Here is a 23,179-nt window from a genome sequence, read left to right as displayed (position 1 = left end):
CGTCACACCAGCGCCTTGCCGCCGGCGAAGGCGGCCGCGGTCGCTTCGTCGGTCGCTTCCGCCGGCAACAGCATTTCATTGTGCGCCTTGCCGGACGGAATCATCGGGAAGCAATTTTCCAGCGCCGCGACGCGGCAATCGAACAGCACCGGGCGCTTGATTGAGATCATTTCCTTGAGCGCACCGTCGAGATCGCCGGGCTTGATCGCCTGCAGGCCGACGCAGCCGAACGCGTCCGCGAGCTTGACGAAATCCGGCAGCGCCTCCGAATAGGAATGCGACAGCCGGTTGCCGTGCAGCAGCTGCTGCCACTGCCTCACCATGCCCATGTACTGGTTGTTCAGAATGAAGATCTTGATCGGCAGTTCAAACTGTACCGCCGTCGACATCTCCTGCATCGTCATCTGCACCGAGGCATCGCCCGCGATATCGATCACGAGGCTGTCGGGATGCGCGACCTGGACGCCGAGCGCGGCCGGCAGCCCGTAGCCCATGGTGCCGAGGCCGCCCGAGGTCATCCAGCGGTGCGGCTCCTCGAAGCCGAAGAACTGCGCCGCCCACATCTGGTGCTGACCGACTTCGGTCGTGATGTAGGTGTCGTGCCCGCGCGTCGCCTCGAACAGCCGCTCGATGGCGTACTGCGGCAGGATGACTTCGCTGTTCTTCCGGTAGGCGAGCGAATTGCGCGCCCGCCATACGGCGATCTCCTGCCACCACGCCTTGATATCAGGTTTTTTCGCTTCCGCCTTGAACACCTGCAACAGGTCGCCGAGCACGTTGCCGCAGTCGCCGATGATCGGCACGTCGACATGGATGTTCTTGTTGATCGAGGACGGATCGATGTCGATGTGGATCTTCTTCGAGCCCGGCGAGAACGCGTCGGTGCGGCCGGTGATGCGGTCGTCGAAGCGCGCGCCGACGCACAGCATGACGTCGCAATCATGCATCGCCATGTTGGATTCATAGGTACCGTGCATGCCGAGCATGCCGAGCCAATTCTTGCCGGTCGCGGGATAGGCGCCGAGCCCCATCAGGGTCGACGTGATCGGAAAGCCGGTGACTTCGACCAGTTCGCGCAGCAATTTCGAGGCTTCGCGTCCGGAATTGATGACGCCACCGCCGCTATAGATCACCGGGCGCCTTGCGCCGGCGAGCAGCGCCACGGCCTTGCGGATCTGCGTCGCATCACCCTTGACCCGCGGCGTGTAGGAAACATGCACGTCGGACTTGCGCGGCGGATGATAGGTGCCGGTCGCGAACTGCACGTCCTTTGGCACGTCGACCACGACGGGACCGGGACGGCCGGTCGTGGCGACGTAGAACGCCTCGTGCAGCACTTTCGCGAGATCGTTGACGTCGCGCACCAGCCAATTGTGCTTGGTGCAGGGCCGCGTGATCCCGACGGTGTCGCATTCCTGGAACGCATCATTGCCGATCAAATGCGTCGGCACCTGCCCGGTGATGCAGACCAGCGGAATCGAATCCATCAGCGCGTCCGTCAGCGGCGTCACCATATTGGTGGCGCCGGGGCCGGAAGTCACCAGCACGACGCCCGGCTTGCCGGTCGAGCGCGCATAGCCTTCGGCGGCGTGTCCGGCGCCCTGCTCGTGCCGCACCAGGATGTGCTCGACCTCGCTCTGCTGGAAGATCTCGTCATAGATCGGAAGCACCGCACCGCCGGGATAGCCGAACAAATGCTGGACGCCATGATCGATGAGCGCGCGCACGATCATCGCGGCACCGGTCATCTGGTTCGGATCGTGGCTCTTGTCGGTCATGACGTTTTCCTTGGCTTGCTCCGGATGCGCAGTGTCTGCGCGGCTTCGTCGGCTTGGATTTGGGAAATAAAAAAGGGCCCCAGAGGCCCTATGCACACCGCCTGCAACTGGATGGCCTCAGCCATCCCGGGCGGTGCGCCAGGGTACGACTACGATAAGGAGTTTGGTAATAATATTACGCATCAGACGGCCCAGACTTCCCGAAGATTACGCGGGTTATAGCGACCGGACCCTGGAAGTCAAGGGAAGGACGCATTCAGCCCGATTAAGGCAGTGTAACGGGGTTCCGGCTGTTCGGCGAGTGCGAATTTGCTGTTCCCTGCCATGCAAACCACTCCTCGTCATCCAGGTCTTGCCTCCTTGCGGCAAAGACGTGGATGGCCGGGACAAGCCCGGGCATGACGGCCTAGACAGGGATCTGGTCCACCCACCCCCGCGCCGCCCCTGGCGCCACCCACTCAAATTCCGGCAATTGGTGCCGGAACCAGGTGAACTGCCGCTTGGCGTAGTGGCGGGTGTCGGCGCGGCCGGTCTCGGCGGCCTCCGCTTGGCTGATCTCGCCCTTCAAATGCCGGATCAGCGCCGGCACGCCATGGGCCTTCATCGCCGGCAGCAGCGGGTCGAGGTGTCGGGCGGCGAGCGCGGCCACCTCCTCCAATGCACCTGCTGCCAGCATCGCATCGAACCGCGCGTCGATCCGGGCATAGAGCTGGTCGCGCTCGGGCGCCAGAAATAGCGCGTGAAATTCGCCTTGCGGCAGCAGCGGCGGCAGACCTTCGCGGTGCCAGTCGGTCAGCGCGCGGCCGGTCGCCTCGACCACCTCGAGCGCCCGCGCGACGCGGGCGCGGTCGCGCGGTTTCAGGCGTTCCGCCGTTACCGGATCGCGCTGCGCCAGTTCGGCGTGCAGCGCCTCGACGCCATCGCGCTCCAGCCGCGCGCGCACGCTGTCACGCACTTCGGCCGGGATTGGCGGCACCGCCGACAGGCCGCGCGTCAGCGCCTTGAAATAGAGGCCGGAACCGCCGACGAAGATCGGCAGCCGTTTTGCGGATTGTGCTTCCGACAGCATCTTGGCGGCGTCCGCGACCCACGCGCCGGCGGAAAAATTCACGGCGGCATCAACATGGCCATAGAGCCAATGCGGCGCCTGCGCCTCTTCGGCGGGCGTCGGGCGGGCCGTGATGACACGGAGATCGCGATAGACCTGCATGGAATCGGTGTTGATGACGACGCCGCCGGTTTTTTGCGCCAGCTCAAGGGCCAGCGCCGACTTGCCGCTGGCGGTCGGCCCTGCGATAAGCACGGCCTTATTCCCCAAACGCGAATTCGCCTGCATGTCCCTCGTCGCCACGCTCATCTGCAATCCCGTCAACCCCGCGCTCGACTCCACCATCGTCGACGGCGCGCTGGCCGTCCTGCCCTCGCCCGGCACGGCTCAATGGCTGTTCGACGAAGTCGCGGTCGATATCCCCTTCACGGGCAGCGAGGATATCAAGGCGATCGAAGCGCGCCTGCGCCGGGCGCGCGGCGACCTGCCGATCGACATTGTGGTGCAGCCTGCCGCCTTCCGGCGCAAGAAGCTTTTTCTCGCCGACATGGATTCCACCATGATCGGCCAGGAATGCATCGACGAACTGGCCGATTTTGCCGGACTGAAGGCGCACGTCGCCGCGATTACCGAGCGCGCGATGCGCGGCGAGATCGAGTTCGAGCCGGCGCTGCGCGAGCGCGTCGCGCTGCTGAAAGACATGCCGGTCGGCGTGGTCGATGAAGTGCTGAAAAAGCGCATCACGGCGACGCCGGGCGGCCGCGAACTGGTCATGACCATGCGCGCCAACGGCGCCTACACCTGCCTGATCTCGGGCGGCTTTACGCTGTTCACCCATGCGGTCGCCGCGATGATCGGATTCCAGGAAAACCGCGCCAACGAATTGAAGGTATCGGGCGGCAAGCTCACGGGCGAAGTCATCGAGCCGATCCTGGGCCGCGCCACCAAACTCGCGACGCTGGTCGAACTCACCGAGTCCTTTGATCTCGACGACATCGACACGCTGGTGACCGGCGACGGCGCCAACGATCTCGGCATGATCGAGGCCGCCGGCCTCGGCGTCGCCTATCACGCCAAGCCGGCGGTGGCGGCGGCCGCCGCGGCCCGGATCGATCACGGCGATCTCACGGCATTGCTGTATGCGCAGGGCTATCGGCGCGATGAATTCGTGACGGCGTGAACCACCGACGCACCTGGACACAAAGCATTTAATTGCTTGTTCGTGACGACACGCTCGCGCTGGTGCGGCGGCTCGACACAAAATCGCGAAAACAACCCCATGCAAAGTAAGAATGGGGCTGCCCTAGTGCGCGTACAGGCCTTCGACGATCGGCAATCGCGCGGCCCGCAGGGCCGGAAACAGTCCGCCGATCAGGCCCACGATCAGCGCCAGCCCAACCCCCTCGGCGATCAGCCGGGGACTGAGCTTGAAGTCGAACACCACCTGGGTGAAGTTCCCGCCAAGGGTGGACGCCGTGACGCCGTCGAAAATCAGATAAGTGGCGGCGGCGCCGAGCAAGCCGCCTATGACGGCGAGCACCAGCGATTCGGCGAGCGTCCCGACGAACGCAGGAAAACCACCGAAGCCGATGGCGCGCAGCGTTGCGATTTCCGTCGCGCGGCTGGCAACCGACGAATACATCGTGTTGAGCGCGCCGGCGACCGCGCCCAGCGCCATCGCGATCGCCAGCGGCCAGCCAAGTTTCTGAATCAAATCGGAGGTCTGCGAGGCCTGTTCCGCGAAGTAAGCTGCTTCGGATTTGACATCGAGCTTCAGCCGCGGATCGTTGTCGCTATAGGTTTTGAGCTCATTGAGGGCGGCCGGCCCGGTGAGGCGCGCGCGCACGATCTGGACGATATTGTTGCGATTGAACAGGCTCTGCACCACGTTGAGATCGGCCCAAATCTCGGATTCGAACACGCTGCCGCCGGCGTCGAACACGCCGACCACGGTCCAGCGCGTGGCGCCGAAAGCCACGGTGCTGCCGAGGTCGAATCCCTCGAATTCCCGCAGCAGGGCCTTGCCGACCACCACCTCGTTGCTGCCCCGGTTGAACATGCGGCCTGCGGTGACGGTGATGCCGTTGCGCAGCGCGGCGCCCTGTTCCCCGATCCCGCGCAGCGGCAAGTTGGCCTTGGTCCCGGTCGAGCGTTTGATGCCGTCGACCACCAGATAGAGCTCCGGCGAGATCAGGGGCTTGCCGTCGCTGCCGCGCGCGATGCCGGGACCGTCCTCGATCAGCCGTACCTGATCGCGGCTCACGGTACTGTTGATTTCGGCCTGCGAGCCGGCCCGCAGCACGATTGCGATGTCATCGGCTCCGGATCCCGCGATGGTGCGCTGGAACCCGTTGGCCATCGCCAGGAACGCGAGCAGGACGATCACCACCAACGCGATCGCGATCACCGTCGAGAGCGAGAGCCAGCGCCGCTGCGCTATGCTCCTGAGGTTGATGGCTGTGACGGCGGCCACCTGAAGCCAGAGCGAACGCATGTCTATCCCCGTCCAAGCGCGGTTGCAATTTTGAGCCGCATGGCGTTGAGCGCCGGAATGATCCCCGTGATCAGCCCGAGCGCAATCATCAACGCCAGGCCCTGCATGATGATGGTCGGCGACACGGCAAAAGCGGGCGCGATGTTGGAGAGGCTCGAGCGCAGGGCCATGGCGATCAGCGCCGCAATCGCCAGCCCGGGAATTCCGCCGAGCAGCGCCAGCAATACGGATTCGCCGAGCACCATCCCAAGGATCCGCGGGCCCGAAAAGCCGAGCGTCTTCAGCACGCCGATCTCGCGGGTGCGCTCCCGGATCGACAGCGCCATGGTATTGCCGACGATCATCAGGATGGTGACGAAGGCGGCACCCACAACCAGCAATACGATCAGCGCGATGTTGCCGAACTGGGCCGCGAACGCCTTGCCGAAGGCCTTTTCGGTGTCGGTCGAGGTCTCGGCGGTAGAATTGGCGAACATCGCGTCGATCGTCTTTGCTACGCGAGGGTTGCTTTCGGGAGAGGTGGTCTGAAGGATCATCCAGCCGATGGTGTCCTTGCCGAACGAGCGGGTCTCGTCGAAGTAGGCGTATTGAAACAGCAGGAAGTTGGTGTCGACGTGCTCGGCCTTGCCCTTGACGATGCCGGCAATGGTGAGATCCCAGGTATGCCCGCCGCTCTTCTGGCTGAAAATATTGCTCGCAACGGGGATGCGATCGCCGATCTTCCAGCCCCACTTCTGCGCCAGGCTTTCGCCGACCACCGCGCTGCCGCGATCTCGCATGAAGGCTTGAAGCTGTTCGGGCGGAACTTCGAATTCGCTGCGGTACACGTCGAAATAGGTGCTCGGCTCGATCGCCAGCGACATCAGGAAATTCTTCGGGTCCTGATAGTAGCCGCCGAACCAGTTGGCGAAGGTCACCTGCCGCACGCCTTCCACCGCCCGCACCCGATTATAGTAGGCGATCGGCAGCGGCTGGGTGAAGTTGATCTTGTTGACGGTGATCATGCGGTCCGCGGCGGCGGCATCTTCGCCGGCGGTGAAGGCGCGGTAGAATCCAGCGAGCACGCCGAAGATCATGAAGGCGATCAGGATCGACACGATCATCAGGCTGGCGCGCAATTTGCGGCGGAACAGGTTTTTCCGGACCAGGTCGAAGTCGTTCACGCGGCGAGCTCCCGTTCGACGAAGCGGCCCTTGTCGAGATGCAGGACGCGCTTGGCATAGTTGGCCGCCGCCGGATCGTGCGTTACCATCACGATGGTCTTGCCGAGTTCGCCATTCAGCAATTGCAGGATTGAAAGGATCTCGTCGGCGGATTGCCGGTCGAGGTCGCCGGTCGGTTCGTCGCACAGCAACAGGTTTGGATCCGAGACAATCGCGCGTGCAATCGCCACGCGCTGCTGCTGGCCGCCCGACATTTCGCGCGGACGATGCTTGACCCGATCGGCGAGTCCAACCACGGACAGTGCGGTGTGAACGCGCGCGGCGCGATCCTTGCGGTTCAACCTGGTGAGCAACAACGGCAGTTCAACGTTCTGCGCCGCGGTCAGCATCGGCATCAGATTGTAGAATTGGAAGATGAAGCCGATATTGGCGGCCCTCCAGGCGGCGAGTTCACCTTCGGAGAGACCATCGATGCGCTGGTCCGCAACCGAAATTTCGCCGGCGTCGACGCGATCGATACCCCCGAGCAAATTTAGCAGCGTCGTCTTGCCCGAACCGGACGGTCCCATGACGGCGATGAAGTCGCCGCGCGGAATCGCAAGATCGAGATGGTCGAAGATCGAGATTGTTTCCTTGCCCTTGGTGAAACGCTTGGCTACGCCGGTAAGACGAACCATCGGATGCTCGGCTGTCACGCTTTTCTCCTCTCAAGGTTTCCGGCCGGAAGCTAGTTCGCGGCGGTGGTCTTGGTGGCGTCCTTCACATCGGCCAGGAAATTCACTTTCACCGCCATGTCGGGCAGGATGCGCGGATCCTTCTTGTCGAAGCGGATTCGAACCTTCACCGTGGCCTTCTCGCGGTTCGCCGTCGGCACTATGGCAATCACCGAGGCGGGAATCGTCCAGTCCGGATACGCATCCAGCATCGCGTTCACGGCGCCTCCGGCGACGACCCGGCCGATGAAGGCCTCATTGACGTCGACTTCGATCTCGATTGAATCCATGTCGACGATGGTGCAGATGCCGGTCCGCGTGTAGCCACCCACCGACATCGGCGAAATCATCTCGCCGGGCTGTGCGCTGCGGTCGATGACGACACCGGCGAAAGGCGCCCTGATCTGATGCTTGTCGAGCATCGAGGCGCTGCGCCTGGCGTCGATCTTGGCGGTCTCGAATTGCGACTGCGCCTGGCGCATTTGCGCGTTGAGCACGCCGACCCGGGCCTGCGCCTTGGTCAGATCGGCCTCGGTCGCAAAATTCTTCTGCGAGAGTGTTTGCACGCGCGTCATGATCCGGGTCGCGTCCTCCAGATCGGCGGCGATCGCGGCGATCGCCGCATTGGCCGTCTCGGCGCGCGAGCGGGCCAGCTCATAGTCCCGTTCAGCAAGCACGCTGTCGAGCCGCGCGACGACCTGCCCCTCGGTCACTGTCATGCCTTCGTCGATGAACACTTCGACCACCTTGCCGGTGATCTCGGCGGCAACGGTCGCCTTGCGGCGCGCCACCACATAGCCGGAGGCCGCCAGGCTGCCGGTCGCCTTGCTATTCGTTGGCGGCTGCTGTGGCGCCTGCGCTTGTGCGACGGGCTGCTGTGCGGTGCGCGATGCGCCCTCTTTGGTCGGGTCCTGCCTGTGGAACTCGAATGCGGCAAAGGCGGCGAATCCGACGACGCAGATGATAATCACCAATGAGATCGGCAACCAACGGCTGCCCGATCGCTCCGCCTTGCCGGCGCTGCGATCGATCGTAAGCGATCTCAGCAGTTTGCTCTTGTCTTCGGTCATTGTTCATTTTCATCCACCTGCTCGCTGCCGTTCCCGCGCGGTCGGCATCGTTCTCGCGCTAGTGGTCTCGCTCACAGCCGGTCTACGCGTCGCGTCATCTTTTGGGGCGGGCCCGCTTTCGGCGAGGCGGCAAACCCAGCTCGGTTGTAAATCCCGTTCAGCTCTCGCGAGCGCCAGGCGGCGCCCGTTCTTTCGACGAGGCGAATAGCGTGAATTTAAAGCTTAATGGCAACGGAAGCAATTGCTGGAACACCAAGAGTTGCATGTGGCCAGATGCTGCCATTTTTGGTATGCGGCGGTTCATCCAATAGCGATCGCCACTTTGCCGAAATGCGCGCCGCGCTCCATAAGGGCGAGCGCAAAGATCTTATCGATTGCCGGTTCCATGCGATTGGCCGAGATGGCGTCCACCATGCCTTGATGTCCTCGACCGATCCGTCGCCGGTTCTTCTTCAGCGCGGTCTGGCGTTTGGCCTTTGCGGATGCCATGTATCCGCAACAGAAAATCAGTAGGCGATGCAGCCGTTCGGTGACCGAGCGCGTCCCCAGCATCTGCGCCACCGCCAGTCGGGCGTTGAGGTGATCCCGCCGTTTTCCGAGATGCGGATCGTCGGCCATGGCCCCCGTCCAAGGAAGCAATTAATCGACATTGGACACGGGTAGGCGCGACGTGACGCAGGGTGCTTGCGCACGCCTGCCACGGGGTCGGGTCATCGCTTGATCGGATTTGGCTTGATTGGATTTGCTGTCAGGCGGCCGGTCGAGACACCGCCCGCCAACACAGCCGGCCCAAGAAAGGCCGGCGAACGGCAGCGAAAAGCGCCGCCGGTTCCAAGCTTCCTACTGAACGAGCAGCGGCACGAAGCGCAGTTCGCCTTCGCCGTTGGCAACCATCAGCAGGACCGACTTACGCCCGTCCTTCTTGATCTGATCGACCCGCTTCTTGACGTCGGCGGTGTTCGTCACCGCCTCCTGCGCCACTTCGACGATGACGTCGCCGGCGGACAGCCGCTTCTCGGCGGCATCGGACGCGTTGTCGACGCCGGTGATGACCACGCCCTTGACGCTGTCCTTGATCTTGTACTTGCCGCGCAGATCCTTGCTCAGCGCGGCCAGGTCGAGACCGAGCACCTTCTGCGTGACCGGCTTCTCGGCGGCAGGCTCGTCCTTCGACTTGGCGGCGGCCTGCTGCACCTTCTCGTTATCCTCGAGCCGGCCGAGCGTCACCTTCTTGGTTTCCTCCGCGCCCTTGCGGATGACGACGACTTCGACTTCCTTGCCGACCGCGGTGTCGGCGACCACCCGCGACAGGTCCTTCGGATCCTTGACGTCCTTGCCGTCGAACTTGACCACGACGTCGCCGGGCTCGATCCCGGCGGGCTTGGCCGGGCCCTTGTCGTCGATGCCGGCGACCAGCGCGCCGCGCGCCGGCTTGATGTTGAGGCTTTCGGCGATCTCGTCGGTGACCTGCTGGATGCGTACGCCGAGCCAGCCGCGGCGCAGCTCGCCGAATTCCCGGAGCTGATTGACCACGCCGATCACGGTCTTCGAAGGTACTGCAAAGCCGAGGCCGATCGAACCGCCGGTCGGCGAGATGATCAGCGTGTTGACGCCGACCACTTCGCCCTCGAGGTTGAACAGCGGACCGCCGGAATTGCCGCGGTTGATGGAGGCGTCGGTCTGGATGTAGCTGTCGTAGGGCCCCTGGCTGATATCGCGGTTGCGCGCCGAGACGATGCCGGCCGTCACCGAGCCGCCGAGGCTGAAGGGATTGCCGATCGCAATCACCCATTCGCCGAGACGCAGTTTGTCGGACTCGCCGAACTTGACCGCGACCAGCGGCTTCACCGGCTTGAATTTCAGCACCGCGATATCGGTCTTCTTATCGACACCGACCAGTTCGGCCCTGATCTTGGTGCCGTCGTTCATGATGATGTTGATCTCGTCGGCATCCGCGATGACGTGATTATTGGTGACGACGACGCCAGCGGTATCGATGATGAAACCGGAGCCGAGCGAATTGGTCTTGCGCGGCTGCATCTCGCTTCGCTCGCCGCCCTTGGGAGCGCCGCCGCGCCGGTTCTTGAAGAAGTCGTCGAAGAATTCCTCGAACGGCGAACCCGGCGGCAATTGCGGCGTGGCCTGCCGGTCGCCGCCACCACCACCACCCTTGGCCTCGACGTTCTGCGAGGTCGAGATATTGACGACGGCGTCGATCACCTTTTCAGCGATGTCGGCGATGCCGTCCGGGCCCCGCGCAAAAGCCGGCGCTGAAGCCAGAGCGCCGGCGGCGCCGAGTGAAATCGCAGCCCCCATCATGCGCAGGCGACGGCTCAAAGCGGGTCTGGCTCCGGTCATGTCAGCTTCTCTCCAGCGGGTCGATTTGGGGTCCACAGTGCGCCCGAACGGGTCTGAGGCGCAAGCATTTGAACCGGGCATTTCGGCGAAAAACCGGCCATCGGCGGCTCACGATTTCGTTGATTCCGCAGACGATTTGCCAAGGTCGGCACAGCCGGCGCTAGCGGCGAACCAGCCAGATCAGGAGCAGGCCCACGACCGCCGATCCGATGCCCACCACGCGCAGAATGTTGTCCGGCGTCGTCATCGCGCTCTTCATCGCCCGGCGCATCCAGGCCGGGCTTGCCGCGAACATCAGGCCTTCCAGCACAAACAGGATTCCCAGGCCGATGAGGAAGTCGGCAAACGCTATGGACCTCATCGGATGGCAACCTCCCGCTGAACGCAGTTCTTGCTTTTGTCGCAGGCGAAGCGGGGTCCGCTTCGCCTGATATGGTGTTGGCCGGCCGAGAGCTATTGCTTCGGCGTGGCTGGCGCGGGGGCGGCTGGCGGGTGGCCGGCCGAATTGGCGAAGAAGCGGAAGAACTCCGAATCCGGCCGCAACAGGAAGCGGGTGTCGTTGCTGCGAAGCCCGGTCTCATAGGCCGACATCGAGCGGTAGAAGGCGAAGAAGTCGGGATCCTTGCCATAGGCCTCGGCGAACAGCCGGTTGCGCTCGGCGTCGCCGGCACCACGCGTCTGTTCGGACGTCGAATTGGCTTCCGCGATGATGACGGTCGCCTCACGATCGGCCTTCGACCTGATCTCCTGCGCCTTCTGTCCGCCCTGGGCGCGGAACTCGGCGGCCTCGCGCGCGCGCTCGGTCTGCATGCGCTGATAGACCGCCTGGCTGTTCTGCTCCGGCAGATCGGCGCGGCGGATTCGCACGTCGACCACCTGGATGCCGTAACCGTCGGCTTCCTTGTCGAGTTGTTCGCGAATACGCAGCATCAGGGCTTCGCGCTCGTCGCGCACCACCGTGATGAAGGAGACCTCGCCCAGCACGCGGCGCAGCGCCGCGTTCAGCAACGTGGTGAGCTGGACGTTGGCGGCCTGGATCGAGCCGATGCTCTGATAGAAGCGCAGCGCGTTCTTGATGCGGTAGCGGGCGAAGGCGTCGACCACCAGCCGCTTCTGGTCCGAAGCGATCACTTCCTGCGACGGATTTTCCAGATCGAGGATGCGCTTGTCGATCGAGATGACGGTGTCGATGAACGGCGCCTTGAAGTTCAGGCCCGGTTCGGTGACGACGCGGATCGGTTCACCGAGCCGCACCACCAGCACTTGCTGGGTCTGGTCGACGGTGAAGACGGAGCTGTAGCCGAAGATGACGACGACGAACAGCGAGATCAGGAGGACAATGCCTGTGACGGGAGACCTCATCGGTTGCCTCCCTGCTGCTGCTGACCGGTGGCGGGCGGCGTCGGCGTTCGCCGCGGCGACAACTCGTTGAGCGGCAGATACGGCACCATGTTCTGTCCATTCGGGCCGCCGTCATAGACGAGCTTCTCGGCATTGGCGAGGATACGTTCCATTGTCTCCAGGTAAATCCGCTGCCGCGTCACGTCTTTCGCCTTGTTGTATTCGTCATAGACCTTCAGGAAGCGCGCGCTCTGGCCCTTGGCCTCGGCGACCGCCTGTTCCTTGTAACCTTCGGCGACCTGCAGGATCTGTGCGGCGCGGCCGCGAGCGTCCGGAACGACGCGGTTGGCGTAAGTCTGCGCTTCGTTCTGCAGACGCTCGAGGTCGGCGCGGGCGGCCTGCACGTCGCGGAACGCGTCGATCACCTGCGCGGGCGGATCGACCTTCTGCATCTGTACCTGTGTGATCTGGACGCCCGAACCGTAATTGTCGAGCGTCTTCTGCATCAGCTCCTGCACGCCGGCTTCCGTGGTGGTGCGGGCACCGGTCAGGATCGGCTGGATGTTGGAACGGCCGATCACTTCGCGCATCGCGCTTTCGGCGACCGCCTTCACGGTGCCTTCGGGGTTCTGGATGTTGAAGAGGAAATTGCCGACGCCGTCCGGCTTGATCCGCCACAGCACCGTGAAATCGACGTCGACGATGTTCTCGTCGCCGGTCAGCATCAGGCTTTCTTCCGGCACGTCGCGCATGGTGCGGCCGCGCCCGCTCGGATCGCTGATCAGCGTCATGCCGATCGAGATAGTGGAAACGCGCAGCGCCTTCGGCAGCAGCACGGTCTCGATCGGATACGGCAGATGGTAGTTCAGGCCGGGCTGCACGGTCTTGATGTGCTTGCCGAAGCGCAGGATCACGCCGAGTTCTTCCGACTGAACGCGGAAGAAGCCCGACAGGAACCAGATCGCCAGCGCGCCGATCAGAACCAGTGCGATGCCCATGCCGCTGAAATGGCCGCCGGGCAGAAGATTCTGCAGCTTGTCCTGGCCGCGGCGCAGAAGGTCCTCGAGATCGGGCGGGCGTGGTCCAACCGATTGAGGTCCGTTGCCCCACGGTCCCTTCGGACCCGAGCCCCACGGGCCCCCGCCTTGATTCTTCCACGGCATATTAAAGTCTCCTCCGCGGGCCCGGGTCCGCCTGATTGGGCAAAATGCCCGGCCTCGCATGTCCGACCGGCTTTATAGGGGACCGCCCGGGCCCTTACAACGCAAGCTTATGATCTGAAACAGCTATGATTGGGGCCATAATTGTCAATGCAAACATTGGCTAGCGAGGTTAATGCGACAATTGACGCGTGCCGCGCCGACGAAATGTCACATAGGAGAACTCGGCGCTGTCGTCGGGTCCGGCCGGATTCCGCACGCGCGCGACCTCTTCCCAGTCCGAAGCCGCAATTGCGGCGAAACGCGTGTCGCCGTCGGGCCGGGCATGCACCTCGGTGATTTCCAGCCGATCGGCACGATCGATCCAATGCGCGTAGATTTCCGCGCCGCCGATGATCGCGATCTCAGTGGCGAAACGTCGCAGCGCATCGCCGGTGGCGATCGCCTCGGCGTCGGCAAGGGAAGTGGTGACCACGGCGCCCTCCGCGCGGTAGGCGGCATCGCGCGTCACCACGATGTTGGTCCGCCCTGGGAGTGGCCGGCGCGGAAACGACTGGAAGGTCTTGCGGCCCATCACGATCGGCTTTCCCATCGTCATCGCCTTTAACCGCTGCATGTCGGATTTCAGCCGCCACGGGATGGCGCCATCGGCGCCGATCACGCCGTTCTCGGCGACCGCGACCACGAGGACGATCTCCATCAGCGCGCGCCCCGCGCCAGCGCCGTCAGCGCCGGACCGCTCACCCGGCATACCGTCCACTCGTCCATCATGACTGCACCCAGCGATTTGTAGAATTCGATCGACGGCGTATTCCAGTCCAGTACCGACCATTGCAAGCGCGACCAGCCGTTGGCCACACATTGCTTCGCAAGCTGCGACAGCAGCGCGTTGCCGATGCCTTTGCCGCGCTGCGCCGGCCGGACGAACAGATCCTCAAGATAGATGCCGGACCGGCCGCTGAACGTTGAGAAATTGACGAACCAGACCGCGAAGCCGGCCGGCTCCCCCTCCCATTCCGCAATCTCGCAAAACAGCCGCGGATGGCTGCCGAACAGCGCGGCGTCGATGTCAGCTTCGGTGGCCTCGACCTCGTGAAGCAGCTTTTCGTACTCGGCGAGTTCGCGAACCAGGGACAAGACAAGCCCGGCTTCATCGGGACGTGCGCGGCGGATAGCAAGGGCCATTCAATCGCTCACACCGCGACCGCAGCCTTGATATGCGGGTGCGGATCGTAGCCTTCGAGCACGAAGTCCTCGTAACGGAACGCGAAGATGTCCTTGACGTCAGGATTGATCTTCATGACCGGCAGCGGCCGCGTCGGGCGCGTCAGTTGCAGCCGCGCCTGTTCGAGATGATTGGAATACAGATGCGCATCGCCGAGCGAGTGCACGAAATCTCCCGCCTTCAATCCCGTCACCTGCGCCACCATCATCGTCAGCAATGCGTAGGACGCGATGTTGAAGGGCACGCCGAGGAAGACGTCGGCGGAGCGCTGATAGAGCTGGCACGACAGCTTGCCATTGGCGACATAGAACTGGAACAGGCAGTGACAGGGCGGCAGCGCCATCTTGTCGACGTCGGCCGGATTCCACGCGCTCACGATCAGGCGCCGCGAATCCGGGTTGCGCTTGATCATGTCGATGAGATTGGAAATCTGGTCGATGCGGCGGCCGTCGGGCGCCGGCCATGATCGCCATTGCGAACCATAGACCGGGCCGAGATCGCCATTGGCGTCGGCCCATTCGTCCCAGATCGAAACGCCGTTATCCTTGAGGTATTTGATGTTGGTGTCGCCGGCCAGAAACCACAGCAATTCGTGCACGATCGCCTTCAGCGGCAGCCGCTTGGTGGTCAGCATCGGAAACCCGGCGCTCAAGTTGAAGCGCATCTGATGACCGAAGATCGACAGCGTACCGGTGCCGGTGCGGTCGTGCTTCTCCGCGCCGTCGCTGAGGATCCGTTCGAGCAGGTCGTGGTACTGATTCATGGCACTTCTTGGCGTCGGTTTCGCAAGCTTTTGGGAAGGCGAATTTAGCGGCCTGAAGCGGCAATCGACAGCGCCGATTCGGCGACGCCCCGATTATACCCGGAAAAATGATGCGCCTTCCGTGAAACAACAAGGGGCGGAACCTGCGTTCCGCCCCTCACCTATCTACTTGATCGGATTGATCAACCTGCCGGCTTGAGAACCGGCGTCCACTTCGCGATTTCGCTCTTCACCAGCGCGGCCAGCGCTTCCGGCGTGCGATCCTTGGGGCCCGGGATCACGCTGCCGAGCTCAAGCAGGCGCTTTTTGACGGTCTCGTCGTCGAGTGCCTTGACGATCGCCTCGTTCAGCTTGGCGACGATCGGGGCCGGCGTTCCCTTCGGCGCGAAAATCGCATTCCACGCCTGGGCCTGGAAGGCCGGCAGGCCGGCCTCCGTGGTGGTCGGAACATCGGGCAGCGACGGATTGCGCTCGGCGGTCGCAATCGCATAGGCCTTGATGGTGCCGCCATTGATCTGCGGCACGGCGTTGACGATCTGGTCGCACATGTAGTCGACCTGTCCGGCCACCAGCGCGTTCATCGCAGGCCCGGTGCCGTTGAAGGGCACGCCGACCGGCTTGACCCCCAGCACCGAGTTCAGCAGTTCGCACGACACGTTCGAGACCGAGCCCACGCCGGCATGCGCCGCATTGATCTTGGTTTCGTTCGCCTTGACGTAGGTGATGAATTCCTTGAGGTCCTTGGGCGCGAAATCCTTGCGCGCCAGGATCAGGATCGGCGTGCCGGCGAGCAGCCCGACCGGCTCGAAATCCTTCTCGGGATGATAGGCGAGTTTGGGATAGAGCGGAACCGACGCCGCATGCGTGCCCATATGCCCGGTGATCAGCGTATAGCCGTCATTGGCGGCCTTCGACGCGCGGGTCGTGGCGGTGGTGCCGCCGGCGCCGACCACGTTCTCGATGATGATGGCCTGGCCGAGCGTCTGGGCCATATGGCCGGTGACGATGCGCGCGATCACGTCGGTCGGACCGCCCGCCGCAAACGGCACGATCATGGTGATGCTACGCGTCGGATAGTTTTGCGCCTGGGCCGGCGCGGCAAGCGCGACCAGCCCGGCAAGGATGGCCAGGCAACCACCCGCCACAGAGCGACGACCATATAGTTTCATCTAAGTCTCCCAGCTAAAGCCGTTGAAGCAAATGCCGGCCCGATCGGCCGGCATTTCCATTTCACGAAATAACGCGCGAAGTCGAGTCGACTTCGGGCTGTGGCGAGCCGACGCAGGTCAGTTCTCGGACTCCACGAACACCTCGTCGCGCTTCTTTCGTAGCGAAGGCAGCACCGCCAGCACCAGCAGGGCTGCAGCGATAGCCATCAACAGCGCCGATAGCGGACGCGTCAGGAACACTGACCAGTCACCGCGCGAGATCAGAAGCGCCCGGCGCAGGTTCTCTTCCATCAGCGGTCCGAGCACCATCCCGAGCAGCAGCGGCGCCGGCTCGAAATCGTGCTTGATCAGCCAGTATCCGACCAGCCCGAATGCGCCGGCGAGCATGACGTCCGTCGGAGCATTGTTCACCGAATAGATGCCGATCGAGCAGAAGACCACGATCGAGGGGAACATCAGCCGATAGGGCACACGCAACAGCCGCACCCAGATCCCGACCATCGGCAGGTTGATGATCAGCAGCATCAGATTGCCGACCCACATTGAAGCGATCATGCCCCAGACGAGGTCGGGTTGCTTCTGCATCACCTGCGGTCCCGGCACGATGCCGTGAATGGTCATCGCGCCGACCATCAGCGCCATGACGGCGTTCGGCGGAATGCCGAGCGTCAACAGCGGGATGAACGAGGTCTGCGCCGCCGCGTTGTTGGCGCTTTCCGGCGCCGCCACGCCTTCGATCGCGCCGCGGCCGAACCGCGATGGGGTCTTGGACAGCTTCTTTTCCATCGTATAGGCCGCGAACGATGCGATTGTCGCACCGCCGCCCGGCAGAATTCCGAGCATCGATCCCAGAACCGTGCCACGCCCGATCGCAGGTGCAGAAGCAATCAGGTCTTTCTTGGTCGGCATCAGGCCGGTCACCTTCTGCTGCACCAGCTGGCGGTCGGTTTCACCGCCCGCATCGAGATTGCGGATGATTTCGGCGAAGCCGAACAGGCCCATCGCGACGGTGGCAAAGCCTAATCCGTCCGCGAGTTCGGGGATGTTGAAGGCCATCCGCGACGCACCGGTCTCGATGTCGGACCCGACCATCGACAGCAGCAAGCCGAACACGATCATCGCGATCGCCTTCAGCACCGAGCCCTTGGCGAGTACCACCGCGAAGATCAGGCCGAGCACCATCAGCGAGAAATATTCGGCGGGCCCGAACGCCAACGCGATTTTGGTCAGCGGCGCGCCAAGCAGCGCGATCAGAACGGTCGCGACGCAGCCCGCAAAGAACGAGCCGATCGCCGCGATCGCCAGTGCCGGACCTGCCCGGCCCTGCTTGGCCATCTGAAAACCGTCGAGCGCGGTCACCACGGAGCCCGCCTCGCCCGGAATGTTGACCAGGATCGAGGTGGTCGAACCGCCATATTGCGCACCGTAGTAGATGCCGGCGAGCATGATCAGCGCGCCGACCGGCGGCAGGCCGAAGGTGATCGGCAGCAGCATGGCGACCGTGGCGATGGTGCCGATGCCCGGCAGCACGCCGACCAGCGTTCCGACCAATGCACCGATCAGGCAGAGCAGAATGTTGACGGGAATGGGAATGGATACGCCGCCAAGAAAAGCGGGGGTCCACTGCACCAGCTGGAATACGACGCCGAAGCCGAGACCAAGGTTTGAAAAAATGTCACCCATCACACCCTCACCGGATCATAAATTTGGGCAGCATCTGCAAGGGCAGACCAAGCGCGTAGGGAAACAACAGGCTGCAGAACGCCGTCAGGCACACGGCGACGATGATGGTTTCCGTCCATTTCGTTTCCGGCGTCCCCAGCGCTGAAATCAGGAAGCTCGAGAACGCCGTGACGATCAGGCCCATCGGGCGGATCAGGAACGCAAAGGACAGGATCGCCAGCGATACAAAGAGCGGGCCCCGCCAATGGTATTTCGCCAGGTGCGCGCCCTCGGTGACGATGCCGACGAGCATCACCGCAACGCCGAGGCCAAGCAACAGAAAGGCGAACATGCGCGGCGCTGTCCCGGCTCCGAACGAGAACCCCCGCATGCCCTGCAGATCGCTCGACGCCCACAGGGCGAACACCGCGATCGCCACCAGCGCGAGTCCGCCGATAAAGTCCTGCGGACCGCGAATCCATTTCGGCAAGATGGAATTGACCGGCGCGTGGCTCGGCGTATCACTCATCGATATCTCTCCCCCCGACAGGGCTTCCCGCCCGTTCTGATTGGATGGCGTTTCTGATTGGATGGCGTTTGTGCACAGTCCCAGGGTCTTGCCTAGCGATTTTCCTCAGATAACGCCAGCAAAACCCAAAGCACCTCCGGCCAGCAATATCCAGACCGGATTGAGCCGCGTCGCAAATGCCAGAACCGCGGCGGCTGCCGTAATCAGGCCGGCCACCCAGCTAAGGTCCGAACTCAGCGCCAAAATCAGGCCACTGGCGCCCATCAGGCCGATCGAAAGCGGAACAAGGGCCGCCTGGATAATGGCGGGCCAGCGGGATTGGCTCGACCGCTGCAAAAGGCGGCTCACATAATAGGCAAGGACGGCGGTCGGGCCGCACATCGCCAGCGTCGCCGCCAGCGCACCGCCCACCCCGGCGACGGAGTAGCCGATCAGGGTCACGATCAGCACGTTCGGCCCGGGCGAGAGCTGGGAGATGGCGAAGATGTCGGCGAATTGCTTGTCATTCATCCAGTGGTGAACGTCGACCGCGATCCGGTGCATCTCGGGTATGGCCGAATTCGCGCCGCCAACCGCAAACAGCGACATCAATCCGAAAGTCCAAACGAGCGTCGAAATCGGATTGCCCTCCGAATTCATGCGGCCACCCGCTGGCGCAGAAAATAGGTAATGCCGAGGCTGAGCGGGACCGCCACCAGCAGCACCGTCTGCAGCGGCAGCCGCAGCACGCCGATGGCAATGAATACCGCAAGCAGGATCACGAGCCCGACCATGTCGCGCTTTTTGATCAAGGGCATCATCATTTTGAAGACGACCGCGATCAGAAGCCCGACCGCCGCGCAGGAAACGCCGGCCAGGATCCGCCGCAGCGCGTCGATCTCGCCGTAGCGCGCGTACAGCGCCGCGAGGATCGTGGCGATCACCATGGGCGGACCGACCAGCCCGGCAAAGGCCGCGATGCCGCCGGCAATGCCACGAAAGCGCGAGCCGAACACGACCGACAGGTTGACGATATTGGGCCCCGGCAGAAAATGGCACAGCGCGAAGGTCTCATTGAATTCTTCCGCCGTCATCCAGCGGTGCTGGTCGACGATACCGCGCCGAGCCCAGACCAGCACCCCGCCGAAGCCGGCCAGCGACATTTTGGCGAACGCCACAAACAGCTCGAGCAGACCGGGCTGGTTTGGCGGGTGCGATGCAGGAAGATCCGGCGCCGTGACAGGGGCCGGCGGGGATTCCGAAGCCGGGGATTTCATGGTCCAAAACCTAGAACGGCGGCACCGCCAGGGCCAATCCCAATTCGGCCGGTTCCCGCGCTTTCCACGCCTATCCCGGCACTATTTTTCTCAGCCTTTGCCCCCTATATTAGGGGTGCCGGTTCGCCGGCTATGGAAATAAATTGCCGTCGCAATAAACCATTCGGACCCGGGGGCAGTACCCGGCGCCTCCACCCAAGCCCACCCCCTTGAAGGCGGGTTTCGGCGGGGGCGAAACAGGATCGACGAGGGCGTAAAGGGCGTGTTTTTTCTCGGTATGGTTCCGCCGTTATCGGGCTATGCAATAGTTGCAAACGACAACTATGCTCCGGTTGCTCAGGCTGCGTAACGCAGTTTGAAAAACCAAGTCTAAAGTCCTAGTGGGTTAAGCTCCGCTAGGCGGGGTTCGGAGGCACCTGGCAACAGAAGCCTCCACTTTTATTTGCTCCCGCTTTTCCTGCGAGATTTCTTGTGAGTTTTCTCGCCAGTTTTCTTGCCGGTTTTCCTGCCGGTTTTCCTGCCGGTTTTCTTGCGATTTGCCGCTCGGCGGAACGCTGCTGCCGGAAATTCGATCGATGACGCCTGCTGACCTGCGGCCGCCGCCGGGGTAGCATGGGTCAAATGGCGAGTCGGGCGACCGGCAGCGCCACCCTTCTCAACCTGACAGGACCACCATGGCGACCGACCACATCCGTTATGACGTGCTGGCGCGTGACGCGCTGCGCGGGGTGCTGCGCCGCGTGCTGACCGACGCCGCCGAGCACGGCCTGCCCGGCGAGCATCATTTCTTCATCACCTTCCTGTCCACCGCCGACGGCGTCAAACTGTCGCCGCGGCTGCTGGCGCAATATCCGGAAGAGATGACCATCATCCTGCAGCACCAGTTCTGGGATCTGGTGGTGAGCGAGGATCGCTTCGAGGTCGGCCTGTCGTTCGGCGGCATTCCCGAGCGGCTGGTGGTTCCGTTCGCGGCGATCAAGAGCTTCCTCGATCCTTCGGTGAAGTTCGGGCTGCAATTCGAGCCGTCCGACGAGGCCGCCGAAACGCCCACTGCCAATCTGCCCACCGTTCCCGCAGCTACCAGCCTGCCCGTTCCTGCACCGGCGACAGCCGCCGAAAGCAAGGATGAGAGCAAGGATGATCCGGCCAAGCCAAGCGAGGGCGCGGAAGTGGTGCGGCTGGATCGTTTCCGCAAGAAATAACTGGAGACAATCTACGCGCGGGAAAATCCGCGGCGCGCTAGAATGACCGTTCCGCATCCAAGCGTAACGGAATTCATTGATGGCCCGACGAGCGACACCCAAGCGATCCAAGTCCACCCGCAGCGAAACCGACAGTTTCGGGCCCATCGACGTTCCCGCCGATCGCTATTGGGGCGCGCAGACCGAGCGCTCGCGGCAGAATTTTCGTATCGGCCATGACCGCATGCCGACCGCGCTGGTCCATGCGCTCGGCATCGTCAAGCTCGCCGCCGCGCAGACCAACCGCGACCTCGGCCTGCTCGACGCGCGCCGCGCCACCGCCATCTCCCGCGCCGCGCGCGAGGTGATCGAGGGCAAGCTCGACGACCATTTTCCTCTGGTGGTCTGGCAAACCGGTTCCGGTACCCAGACCAACATGAATCTCAACGAGGTGATCGGCAACCGCGCCAACCAGATGCTCGGCGGCGAACTCGGCGCCAAGAAGCCGGTTCATCCCAACGATCACGTCAATATGAGCCAGTCGTCGAATGATTCATTCCCGACCGCGATGCATATCGCCGCCGCCGGGCGCATTATTGACGATCTGATCCCGGCCCTGAGCGAATTGCATCGCGAACTGCGCAGGAAGGAAAAGGCGTTCGCTGGGATCGTCAAGATCGGCCGAACCCATACCCAGGATGCGACGCCGCTGACGCTGGGTCAGGAATTTTCCGGCTACGCCGCACAGGTGGAAAGCGGCATCGCACGGCTGCGCGTGGCGGTGAAGGATCTGTATCCGCTGGCGCAAGGCGGCACCGCTGTCGGCACCGGCCTCAACTCGAAACCGAAATTCGCAAGGACATTCGCAAAACACGTCGCCAAGATCACGAAACTGCCGTTCACGAGTGCCGCCAACAAGTTTGAGGCGCTGGCTTCCAACGACGCCTATGTGCTGGTGCACGGCGCGATCAACTCGGTGGCAACCGGCCTGTTCAAGATCGCCAACGATATTCGCTTTCTGGGATCGGGCCCGCGCTCCGGCCTCGGCGAATTGATCCTGCCCGAAAACGAACCGGGTTCGTCGATCATGCCGGGCAAGGTCAACCCGACCCAATGCGAAGCGCTGACGATGGTTTGCTGCCAGGTGTTCGGCAACCAGACCGCCGTGACCGTCGCCGGCAGCCAGGGCCATTTCGAGCTGAACGTGTACAAGCCCGTGCTGGCATATTGTATGTTGAATTCCATCCAATTGTTGTCGGACGTGGTTCGCTCCTTCACCGAGCATTGCGTGGTGGGAATACGCGCCGACGAAAAGCGCATCCGCGATCTGATGGAGCGTTCACTGATGCTGGTGACGGCGCTCGCGCCCAAGATCGGTTACGACAACGCCGCCAAGGTCGCCAAATCGGCGCATGCGCGCGGAACCACGTTGAAAGAAGAGGCTGTGCGGCTTGGGTTCGTTACTGCGGCCGAGTTCGATCGCCTGGTCCAGCCCGACAAGATGACACACCCGGGCTAATGGTCGCGCGCCCCCGGTAAACTACGGACGTGCAGGACTTGATATAGATCATAACTCCAAAGAATGAGTTTGCTCATCTATCGCCATCTCGCGGACACATGGTACGAGCACAAAATATTTGGTTTTCGCAGAGCGAAACTTATTTATTGATGCTATCAGAGAGCGCTACACGGGGATTCTGATGACGATCGATTTTGCACGCGCGCGGCGTGATCACGTTTGCATACGTAACGGATTTTCACACCTTCAAGTCGCCGGATGATGGAGGCGAGCATGGGGGACGTGGTCAACCTGAAGCGCTTCAAGAAGCGCAACGAGCGCGAAGCCTCGGCCAAGCAGGCCGACGCCAACCGCGCGCGGTTCGGCCGTACCAAATCCGAACGCGCGCTCGACGAGCAGGCGAAGGATCGCGCCGGGAACTTGCTGGATCAACATCGCATCGACGGCGGAGACGCATCATGAAGTCGCCGGTCGTCAAGCGCTCGATCGTGGTCGCCGGCCACAAGACCAGCGTCAGCCTCGAAGAGGCGTTCTGGAACGGCATGAAGGAAATCTCGGGCCTGCGGAACATGACGCTGTCCGAACTGGTCGGCGAGATCGACAGCAATCGCCAGCAGGGCAATTTGTCCTCGGCGATACGTCTGTTCGTGCTGGACTATTTCCGCACCCGCGCGATGCCGGCGGCCGCAGCTGCGCCTGAGGCCAGACCGCAGAGCTAGAACGCATGTCGTCGGGCTCAAACTAGCCGCA

24 protein-coding genes and 1 other RNA gene are annotated in these 23,179 nt (G+C 63.1%); 6 read left to right on the top strand and 19 right to left on the bottom strand.

The window, feature by feature from the left end:
• Positions 1-2: 2 nt before the first annotated feature.
• Both JQ574_RS15055 and miaA read right to left on the bottom strand, forming a co-directional pair.
• Positions 3-1,778 (bottom strand): acetolactate synthase 3 large subunit, encoded by a 1,776-nt coding sequence (locus JQ574_RS15055; RefSeq protein WP_212206988.1) that lies wholly within the window; start codon positions 1,776-1,778, stop codon positions 3-5.
• A 406-nt stretch (positions 1,779-2,184) separates the two neighbouring features.
• Positions 2,185-3,114 carry a tRNA (adenosine(37)-N6)-dimethylallyltransferase MiaA gene (miaA, locus tag JQ574_RS15050; protein ID WP_212207168.1) on the bottom strand — a complete coding sequence of 310 codons (930 nt, stop codon included), beginning with the start codon at positions 3,112-3,114 and terminating at the stop codon, positions 2,185-2,187.
• Here miaA and serB point away from each other — a divergent pair.
• Entirely contained in the window at positions 3,113-4,006 is an 894-nt protein-coding gene (serB, locus tag JQ574_RS15045) for a phosphoserine phosphatase SerB (protein ID WP_212206987.1), read from the top strand. The two genes, miaA and serB, sit on opposite strands and share 2 nt — an antisense overlap.
• A 123-nt stretch (positions 4,007-4,129) precedes the next feature.
• Here serB and JQ574_RS15040 read toward each other — a convergent pair whose 3' ends face one another.
• From JQ574_RS15040 to JQ574_RS14960, 17 genes are all read right to left on the bottom strand, one after another.
• Positions 4,130-5,320, bottom strand: coding sequence for an ABC transporter permease (locus JQ574_RS15040; protein ID WP_212206986.1), 1,191 nt, complete (start codon positions 5,318-5,320; stop codon positions 4,130-4,132).
• A 2-nt stretch (positions 5,321-5,322) separates the two neighbouring features.
• The gene (locus JQ574_RS15035) at positions 5,323-6,483 is read right to left on the bottom strand and encodes an ABC transporter permease (RefSeq protein ID WP_212206985.1); all 1,161 of its coding nucleotides are present in this window, start codon (positions 6,481-6,483) and stop codon (positions 5,323-5,325) included.
• A complete protein-coding gene (locus JQ574_RS15030) occupies positions 6,480-7,160 on the bottom strand; it encodes an ABC transporter ATP-binding protein (RefSeq protein ID WP_212207167.1) in 681 nt (226 codons plus the stop codon). The genes JQ574_RS15035 and JQ574_RS15030 overlap by 4 nt, the downstream gene beginning before the upstream one ends.
• A gap of 50 nt (positions 7,161-7,210) precedes the next feature.
• Positions 7,211-8,266: an efflux RND transporter periplasmic adaptor subunit gene (locus JQ574_RS15025; RefSeq protein ID WP_212206984.1), complete on the bottom strand. Its 1,056-nt coding sequence runs from the start codon at positions 8,264-8,266 to the stop codon at positions 7,211-7,213.
• Between the two features lie 300 nt (positions 8,267-8,566).
• On the bottom strand, positions 8,567-8,884 hold the full coding sequence (locus JQ574_RS15020; RefSeq protein WP_212206983.1) for a hypothetical protein: 318 nt from the start codon (positions 8,882-8,884) through the stop codon (positions 8,567-8,569).
• 222 nt (positions 8,885-9,106) lie between these two features.
• Positions 9,107-10,624, bottom strand: coding sequence for a Do family serine endopeptidase (locus JQ574_RS15015; RefSeq protein ID WP_212206982.1), 1,518 nt, complete (start codon positions 10,622-10,624; stop codon positions 9,107-9,109).
• A gap of 160 nt (positions 10,625-10,784) precedes the next feature.
• Positions 10,785-10,985, bottom strand: coding sequence for a DUF2065 domain-containing protein (locus tag JQ574_RS15010; protein WP_212000174.1), 201 nt, complete (start codon positions 10,983-10,985; stop codon positions 10,785-10,787).
• Positions 10,986-11,077: 92 nt separating this feature from the next.
• On the bottom strand, positions 11,078-11,986 hold the full coding sequence (hflC, locus tag JQ574_RS15005) for a protease modulator HflC (RefSeq protein WP_212206981.1): 909 nt from the start codon (positions 11,984-11,986) through the stop codon (positions 11,078-11,080).
• Positions 11,983-13,128 carry an FtsH protease activity modulator HflK gene (gene hflK / locus JQ574_RS15000; protein ID WP_212206980.1) on the bottom strand — a complete coding sequence of 382 codons (1,146 nt, stop codon included), beginning with the start codon at positions 13,126-13,128 and terminating at the stop codon, positions 11,983-11,985. Before hflK ends, hflC begins: the two co-directional genes overlap by 4 nt.
• A 169-nt stretch (positions 13,129-13,297) precedes the next feature.
• Positions 13,298-13,825, bottom strand: a complete 528-nt coding sequence (locus tag JQ574_RS14995; RefSeq protein WP_212383639.1) for a dihydrofolate reductase — start codon at positions 13,823-13,825, stop codon at positions 13,298-13,300.
• A complete protein-coding gene (locus JQ574_RS14990) occupies positions 13,825-14,310 on the bottom strand; it encodes a GNAT family N-acetyltransferase (protein ID WP_212383637.1) in 486 nt (161 codons plus the stop codon). Before JQ574_RS14990 ends, JQ574_RS14995 begins: the two co-directional genes overlap by 1 nt.
• 8 nt (positions 14,311-14,318) lie before the next feature.
• Positions 14,319-15,113, bottom strand: a complete 795-nt coding sequence (locus JQ574_RS14985; protein WP_212206978.1) for a thymidylate synthase — start codon at positions 15,111-15,113, stop codon at positions 14,319-14,321.
• Positions 15,114-15,295: 182 nt separating this feature from the next.
• On the bottom strand, positions 15,296-16,282 hold the full coding sequence (locus JQ574_RS14980; RefSeq protein ID WP_212206977.1) for a tripartite tricarboxylate transporter substrate binding protein BugD: 987 nt from the start codon (positions 16,280-16,282) through the stop codon (positions 15,296-15,298).
• 117 nt (positions 16,283-16,399) lie between these two features.
• The gene (locus JQ574_RS14975; RefSeq protein WP_212206976.1) at positions 16,400-17,965 is read right to left on the bottom strand and encodes a tripartite tricarboxylate transporter permease; all 1,566 of its coding nucleotides are present in this window, start codon (positions 17,963-17,965) and stop codon (positions 16,400-16,402) included.
• 7 nt (positions 17,966-17,972) lie between these two features.
• Positions 17,973-18,473 carry a tripartite tricarboxylate transporter TctB family protein gene (locus JQ574_RS14970; protein ID WP_212206975.1) on the bottom strand — a complete coding sequence of 167 codons (501 nt, stop codon included), beginning with the start codon at positions 18,471-18,473 and terminating at the stop codon, positions 17,973-17,975.
• A 105-nt stretch (positions 18,474-18,578) separates the two neighbouring features.
• A complete protein-coding gene (locus JQ574_RS14965) occupies positions 18,579-19,112 on the bottom strand; it encodes a chromate transporter (protein WP_212206974.1) in 534 nt (177 codons plus the stop codon).
• Positions 19,109-19,729, bottom strand: coding sequence for a chromate transporter (locus tag JQ574_RS14960; RefSeq protein ID WP_212206973.1), 621 nt, complete (start codon positions 19,727-19,729; stop codon positions 19,109-19,111). Before JQ574_RS14960 ends, JQ574_RS14965 begins: the two co-directional genes overlap by 4 nt.
• Positions 19,730-19,807: 78 nt before the next feature.
• On the opposite strand from JQ574_RS14960, the gene ssrA reads away from it, so the two are divergent.
• The 5 genes from ssrA to JQ574_RS14935 all read left to right on the top strand — a co-directional run bounded on the left by ssrA (position 19,808) and on the right by JQ574_RS14935 (position 23,148).
• Positions 19,808-20,166: a transfer-messenger RNA gene (gene ssrA, locus JQ574_RS14955) on the top strand.
• 237 nt (positions 20,167-20,403) lie between these two features.
• The gene (locus JQ574_RS14950) at positions 20,404-20,931 is read left to right on the top strand and encodes an SspB family protein (RefSeq protein WP_212206972.1); all 528 of its coding nucleotides are present in this window, start codon (positions 20,404-20,406) and stop codon (positions 20,929-20,931) included.
• 79 nt (positions 20,932-21,010) lie between these two features.
• Positions 21,011-22,429 carry a class II fumarate hydratase gene (fumC, locus tag JQ574_RS14945; RefSeq protein ID WP_212206971.1) on the top strand — a complete coding sequence of 473 codons (1,419 nt, stop codon included), beginning with the start codon at positions 21,011-21,013 and terminating at the stop codon, positions 22,427-22,429.
• 273 nt (positions 22,430-22,702) lie between these two features.
• A complete protein-coding gene (locus JQ574_RS14940; RefSeq protein WP_192738001.1) occupies positions 22,703-22,891 on the top strand; it encodes a DUF4169 family protein in 189 nt (62 codons plus the stop codon).
• Positions 22,888-23,148: a ribbon-helix-helix domain-containing protein gene (locus JQ574_RS14935; protein WP_212206970.1), complete on the top strand. Its 261-nt coding sequence runs from the start codon at positions 22,888-22,890 to the stop codon at positions 23,146-23,148. Before JQ574_RS14940 ends, JQ574_RS14935 begins: the two co-directional genes overlap by 4 nt.
• Positions 23,149-23,179: the final 31 nt, after the last annotated feature.

The organism is Bradyrhizobium sp. AUGA SZCCT0158, assembly GCF_018130065.1.
Lineage (GTDB): Bacteria > Pseudomonadota > Alphaproteobacteria > Rhizobiales > Xanthobacteraceae > Bradyrhizobium.
The sequence above is the reverse complement of the archived record's forward strand: the minus strand, read 5'-3'. Positions and strand labels throughout refer to the sequence as shown.

Excerpts from the sequence above, each read along its gene's own strand:
- JQ574_RS15055 (WP_212206988.1), bottom strand. The coding sequence starts at position 1,778 with ATGACCGACAAGAGCCACGATCCGAACCAGATGACCGGTGCCGCGATG.
- serB (WP_212206987.1), top strand. The coding sequence starts at position 3,113 with ATGTCCCTCGTCGCCACGCTCATCTGCAATCCCGTCAACCCCGCGCTC.
- miaA (WP_212207168.1), bottom strand. The coding sequence starts at position 3,114 with ATGCAGGCGAATTCGCGTTTGGGGAATAAGGCCGTGCTTATCGCAGGG.
- JQ574_RS15040 (WP_212206986.1), bottom strand. The coding sequence starts at position 5,320 with ATGCGTTCGCTCTGGCTTCAGGTGGCCGCCGTCACAGCCATCAACCTC.
- JQ574_RS15030 (WP_212207167.1), bottom strand. The coding sequence starts at position 7,160 with ATGGTTCGTCTTACCGGCGTAGCCAAGCGTTTCACCAAGGGCAAGGAA.
- JQ574_RS15025 (WP_212206984.1), bottom strand. The coding sequence starts at position 8,266 with ATGACCGAAGACAAGAGCAAACTGCTGAGATCGCTTACGATCGATCGC.
- JQ574_RS15020 (WP_212206983.1), bottom strand. The coding sequence starts at position 8,884 with ATGGCCGACGATCCGCATCTCGGAAAACGGCGGGATCACCTCAACGCC.
- JQ574_RS15015 (WP_212206982.1), bottom strand. The coding sequence starts at position 10,624 with ATGACCGGAGCCAGACCCGCTTTGAGCCGTCGCCTGCGCATGATGGGG.
- JQ574_RS15010 (WP_212000174.1), bottom strand. The coding sequence starts at position 10,985 with ATGAGGTCCATAGCGTTTGCCGACTTCCTCATCGGCCTGGGAATCCTG.
- hflC (WP_212206981.1), bottom strand. The coding sequence starts at position 11,986 with ATGAGGTCTCCCGTCACAGGCATTGTCCTCCTGATCTCGCTGTTCGTC.
- hflK (WP_212206980.1), bottom strand. The coding sequence starts at position 13,128 with ATGCCGTGGAAGAATCAAGGCGGGGGCCCGTGGGGCTCGGGTCCGAAG.
- JQ574_RS14995 (WP_212383639.1), bottom strand. The coding sequence starts at position 13,825 with ATGGAGATCGTCCTCGTGGTCGCGGTCGCCGAGAACGGCGTGATCGGC.
- JQ574_RS14990 (WP_212383637.1), bottom strand. The coding sequence starts at position 14,310 with ATGGCCCTTGCTATCCGCCGCGCACGTCCCGATGAAGCCGGGCTTGTC.
- JQ574_RS14985 (WP_212206978.1), bottom strand. The coding sequence starts at position 15,113 with ATGAATCAGTACCACGACCTGCTCGAACGGATCCTCAGCGACGGCGCG.
- JQ574_RS14980 (WP_212206977.1), bottom strand. The coding sequence starts at position 16,282 with ATGAAACTATATGGTCGTCGCTCTGTGGCGGGTGGTTGCCTGGCCATC.
- JQ574_RS14975 (WP_212206976.1), bottom strand. The coding sequence starts at position 17,965 with ATGGGTGACATTTTTTCAAACCTTGGTCTCGGCTTCGGCGTCGTATTC.
- JQ574_RS14970 (WP_212206975.1), bottom strand. The coding sequence starts at position 18,473 with ATGAGTGATACGCCGAGCCACGCGCCGGTCAATTCCATCTTGCCGAAA.
- JQ574_RS14965 (WP_212206974.1), bottom strand. The coding sequence starts at position 19,112 with ATGAATTCGGAGGGCAATCCGATTTCGACGCTCGTTTGGACTTTCGGA.
- JQ574_RS14960 (WP_212206973.1), bottom strand. The coding sequence starts at position 19,729 with ATGAAATCCCCGGCTTCGGAATCCCCGCCGGCCCCTGTCACGGCGCCG.
- JQ574_RS14950 (WP_212206972.1), top strand. The coding sequence starts at position 20,404 with ATGGCGACCGACCACATCCGTTATGACGTGCTGGCGCGTGACGCGCTG.
- fumC (WP_212206971.1), top strand. The coding sequence starts at position 21,011 with ATGGCCCGACGAGCGACACCCAAGCGATCCAAGTCCACCCGCAGCGAA.
- JQ574_RS14940 (WP_192738001.1), top strand. The coding sequence starts at position 22,703 with ATGGGGGACGTGGTCAACCTGAAGCGCTTCAAGAAGCGCAACGAGCGC.
- JQ574_RS14935 (WP_212206970.1), top strand. The coding sequence starts at position 22,888 with ATGAAGTCGCCGGTCGTCAAGCGCTCGATCGTGGTCGCCGGCCACAAG.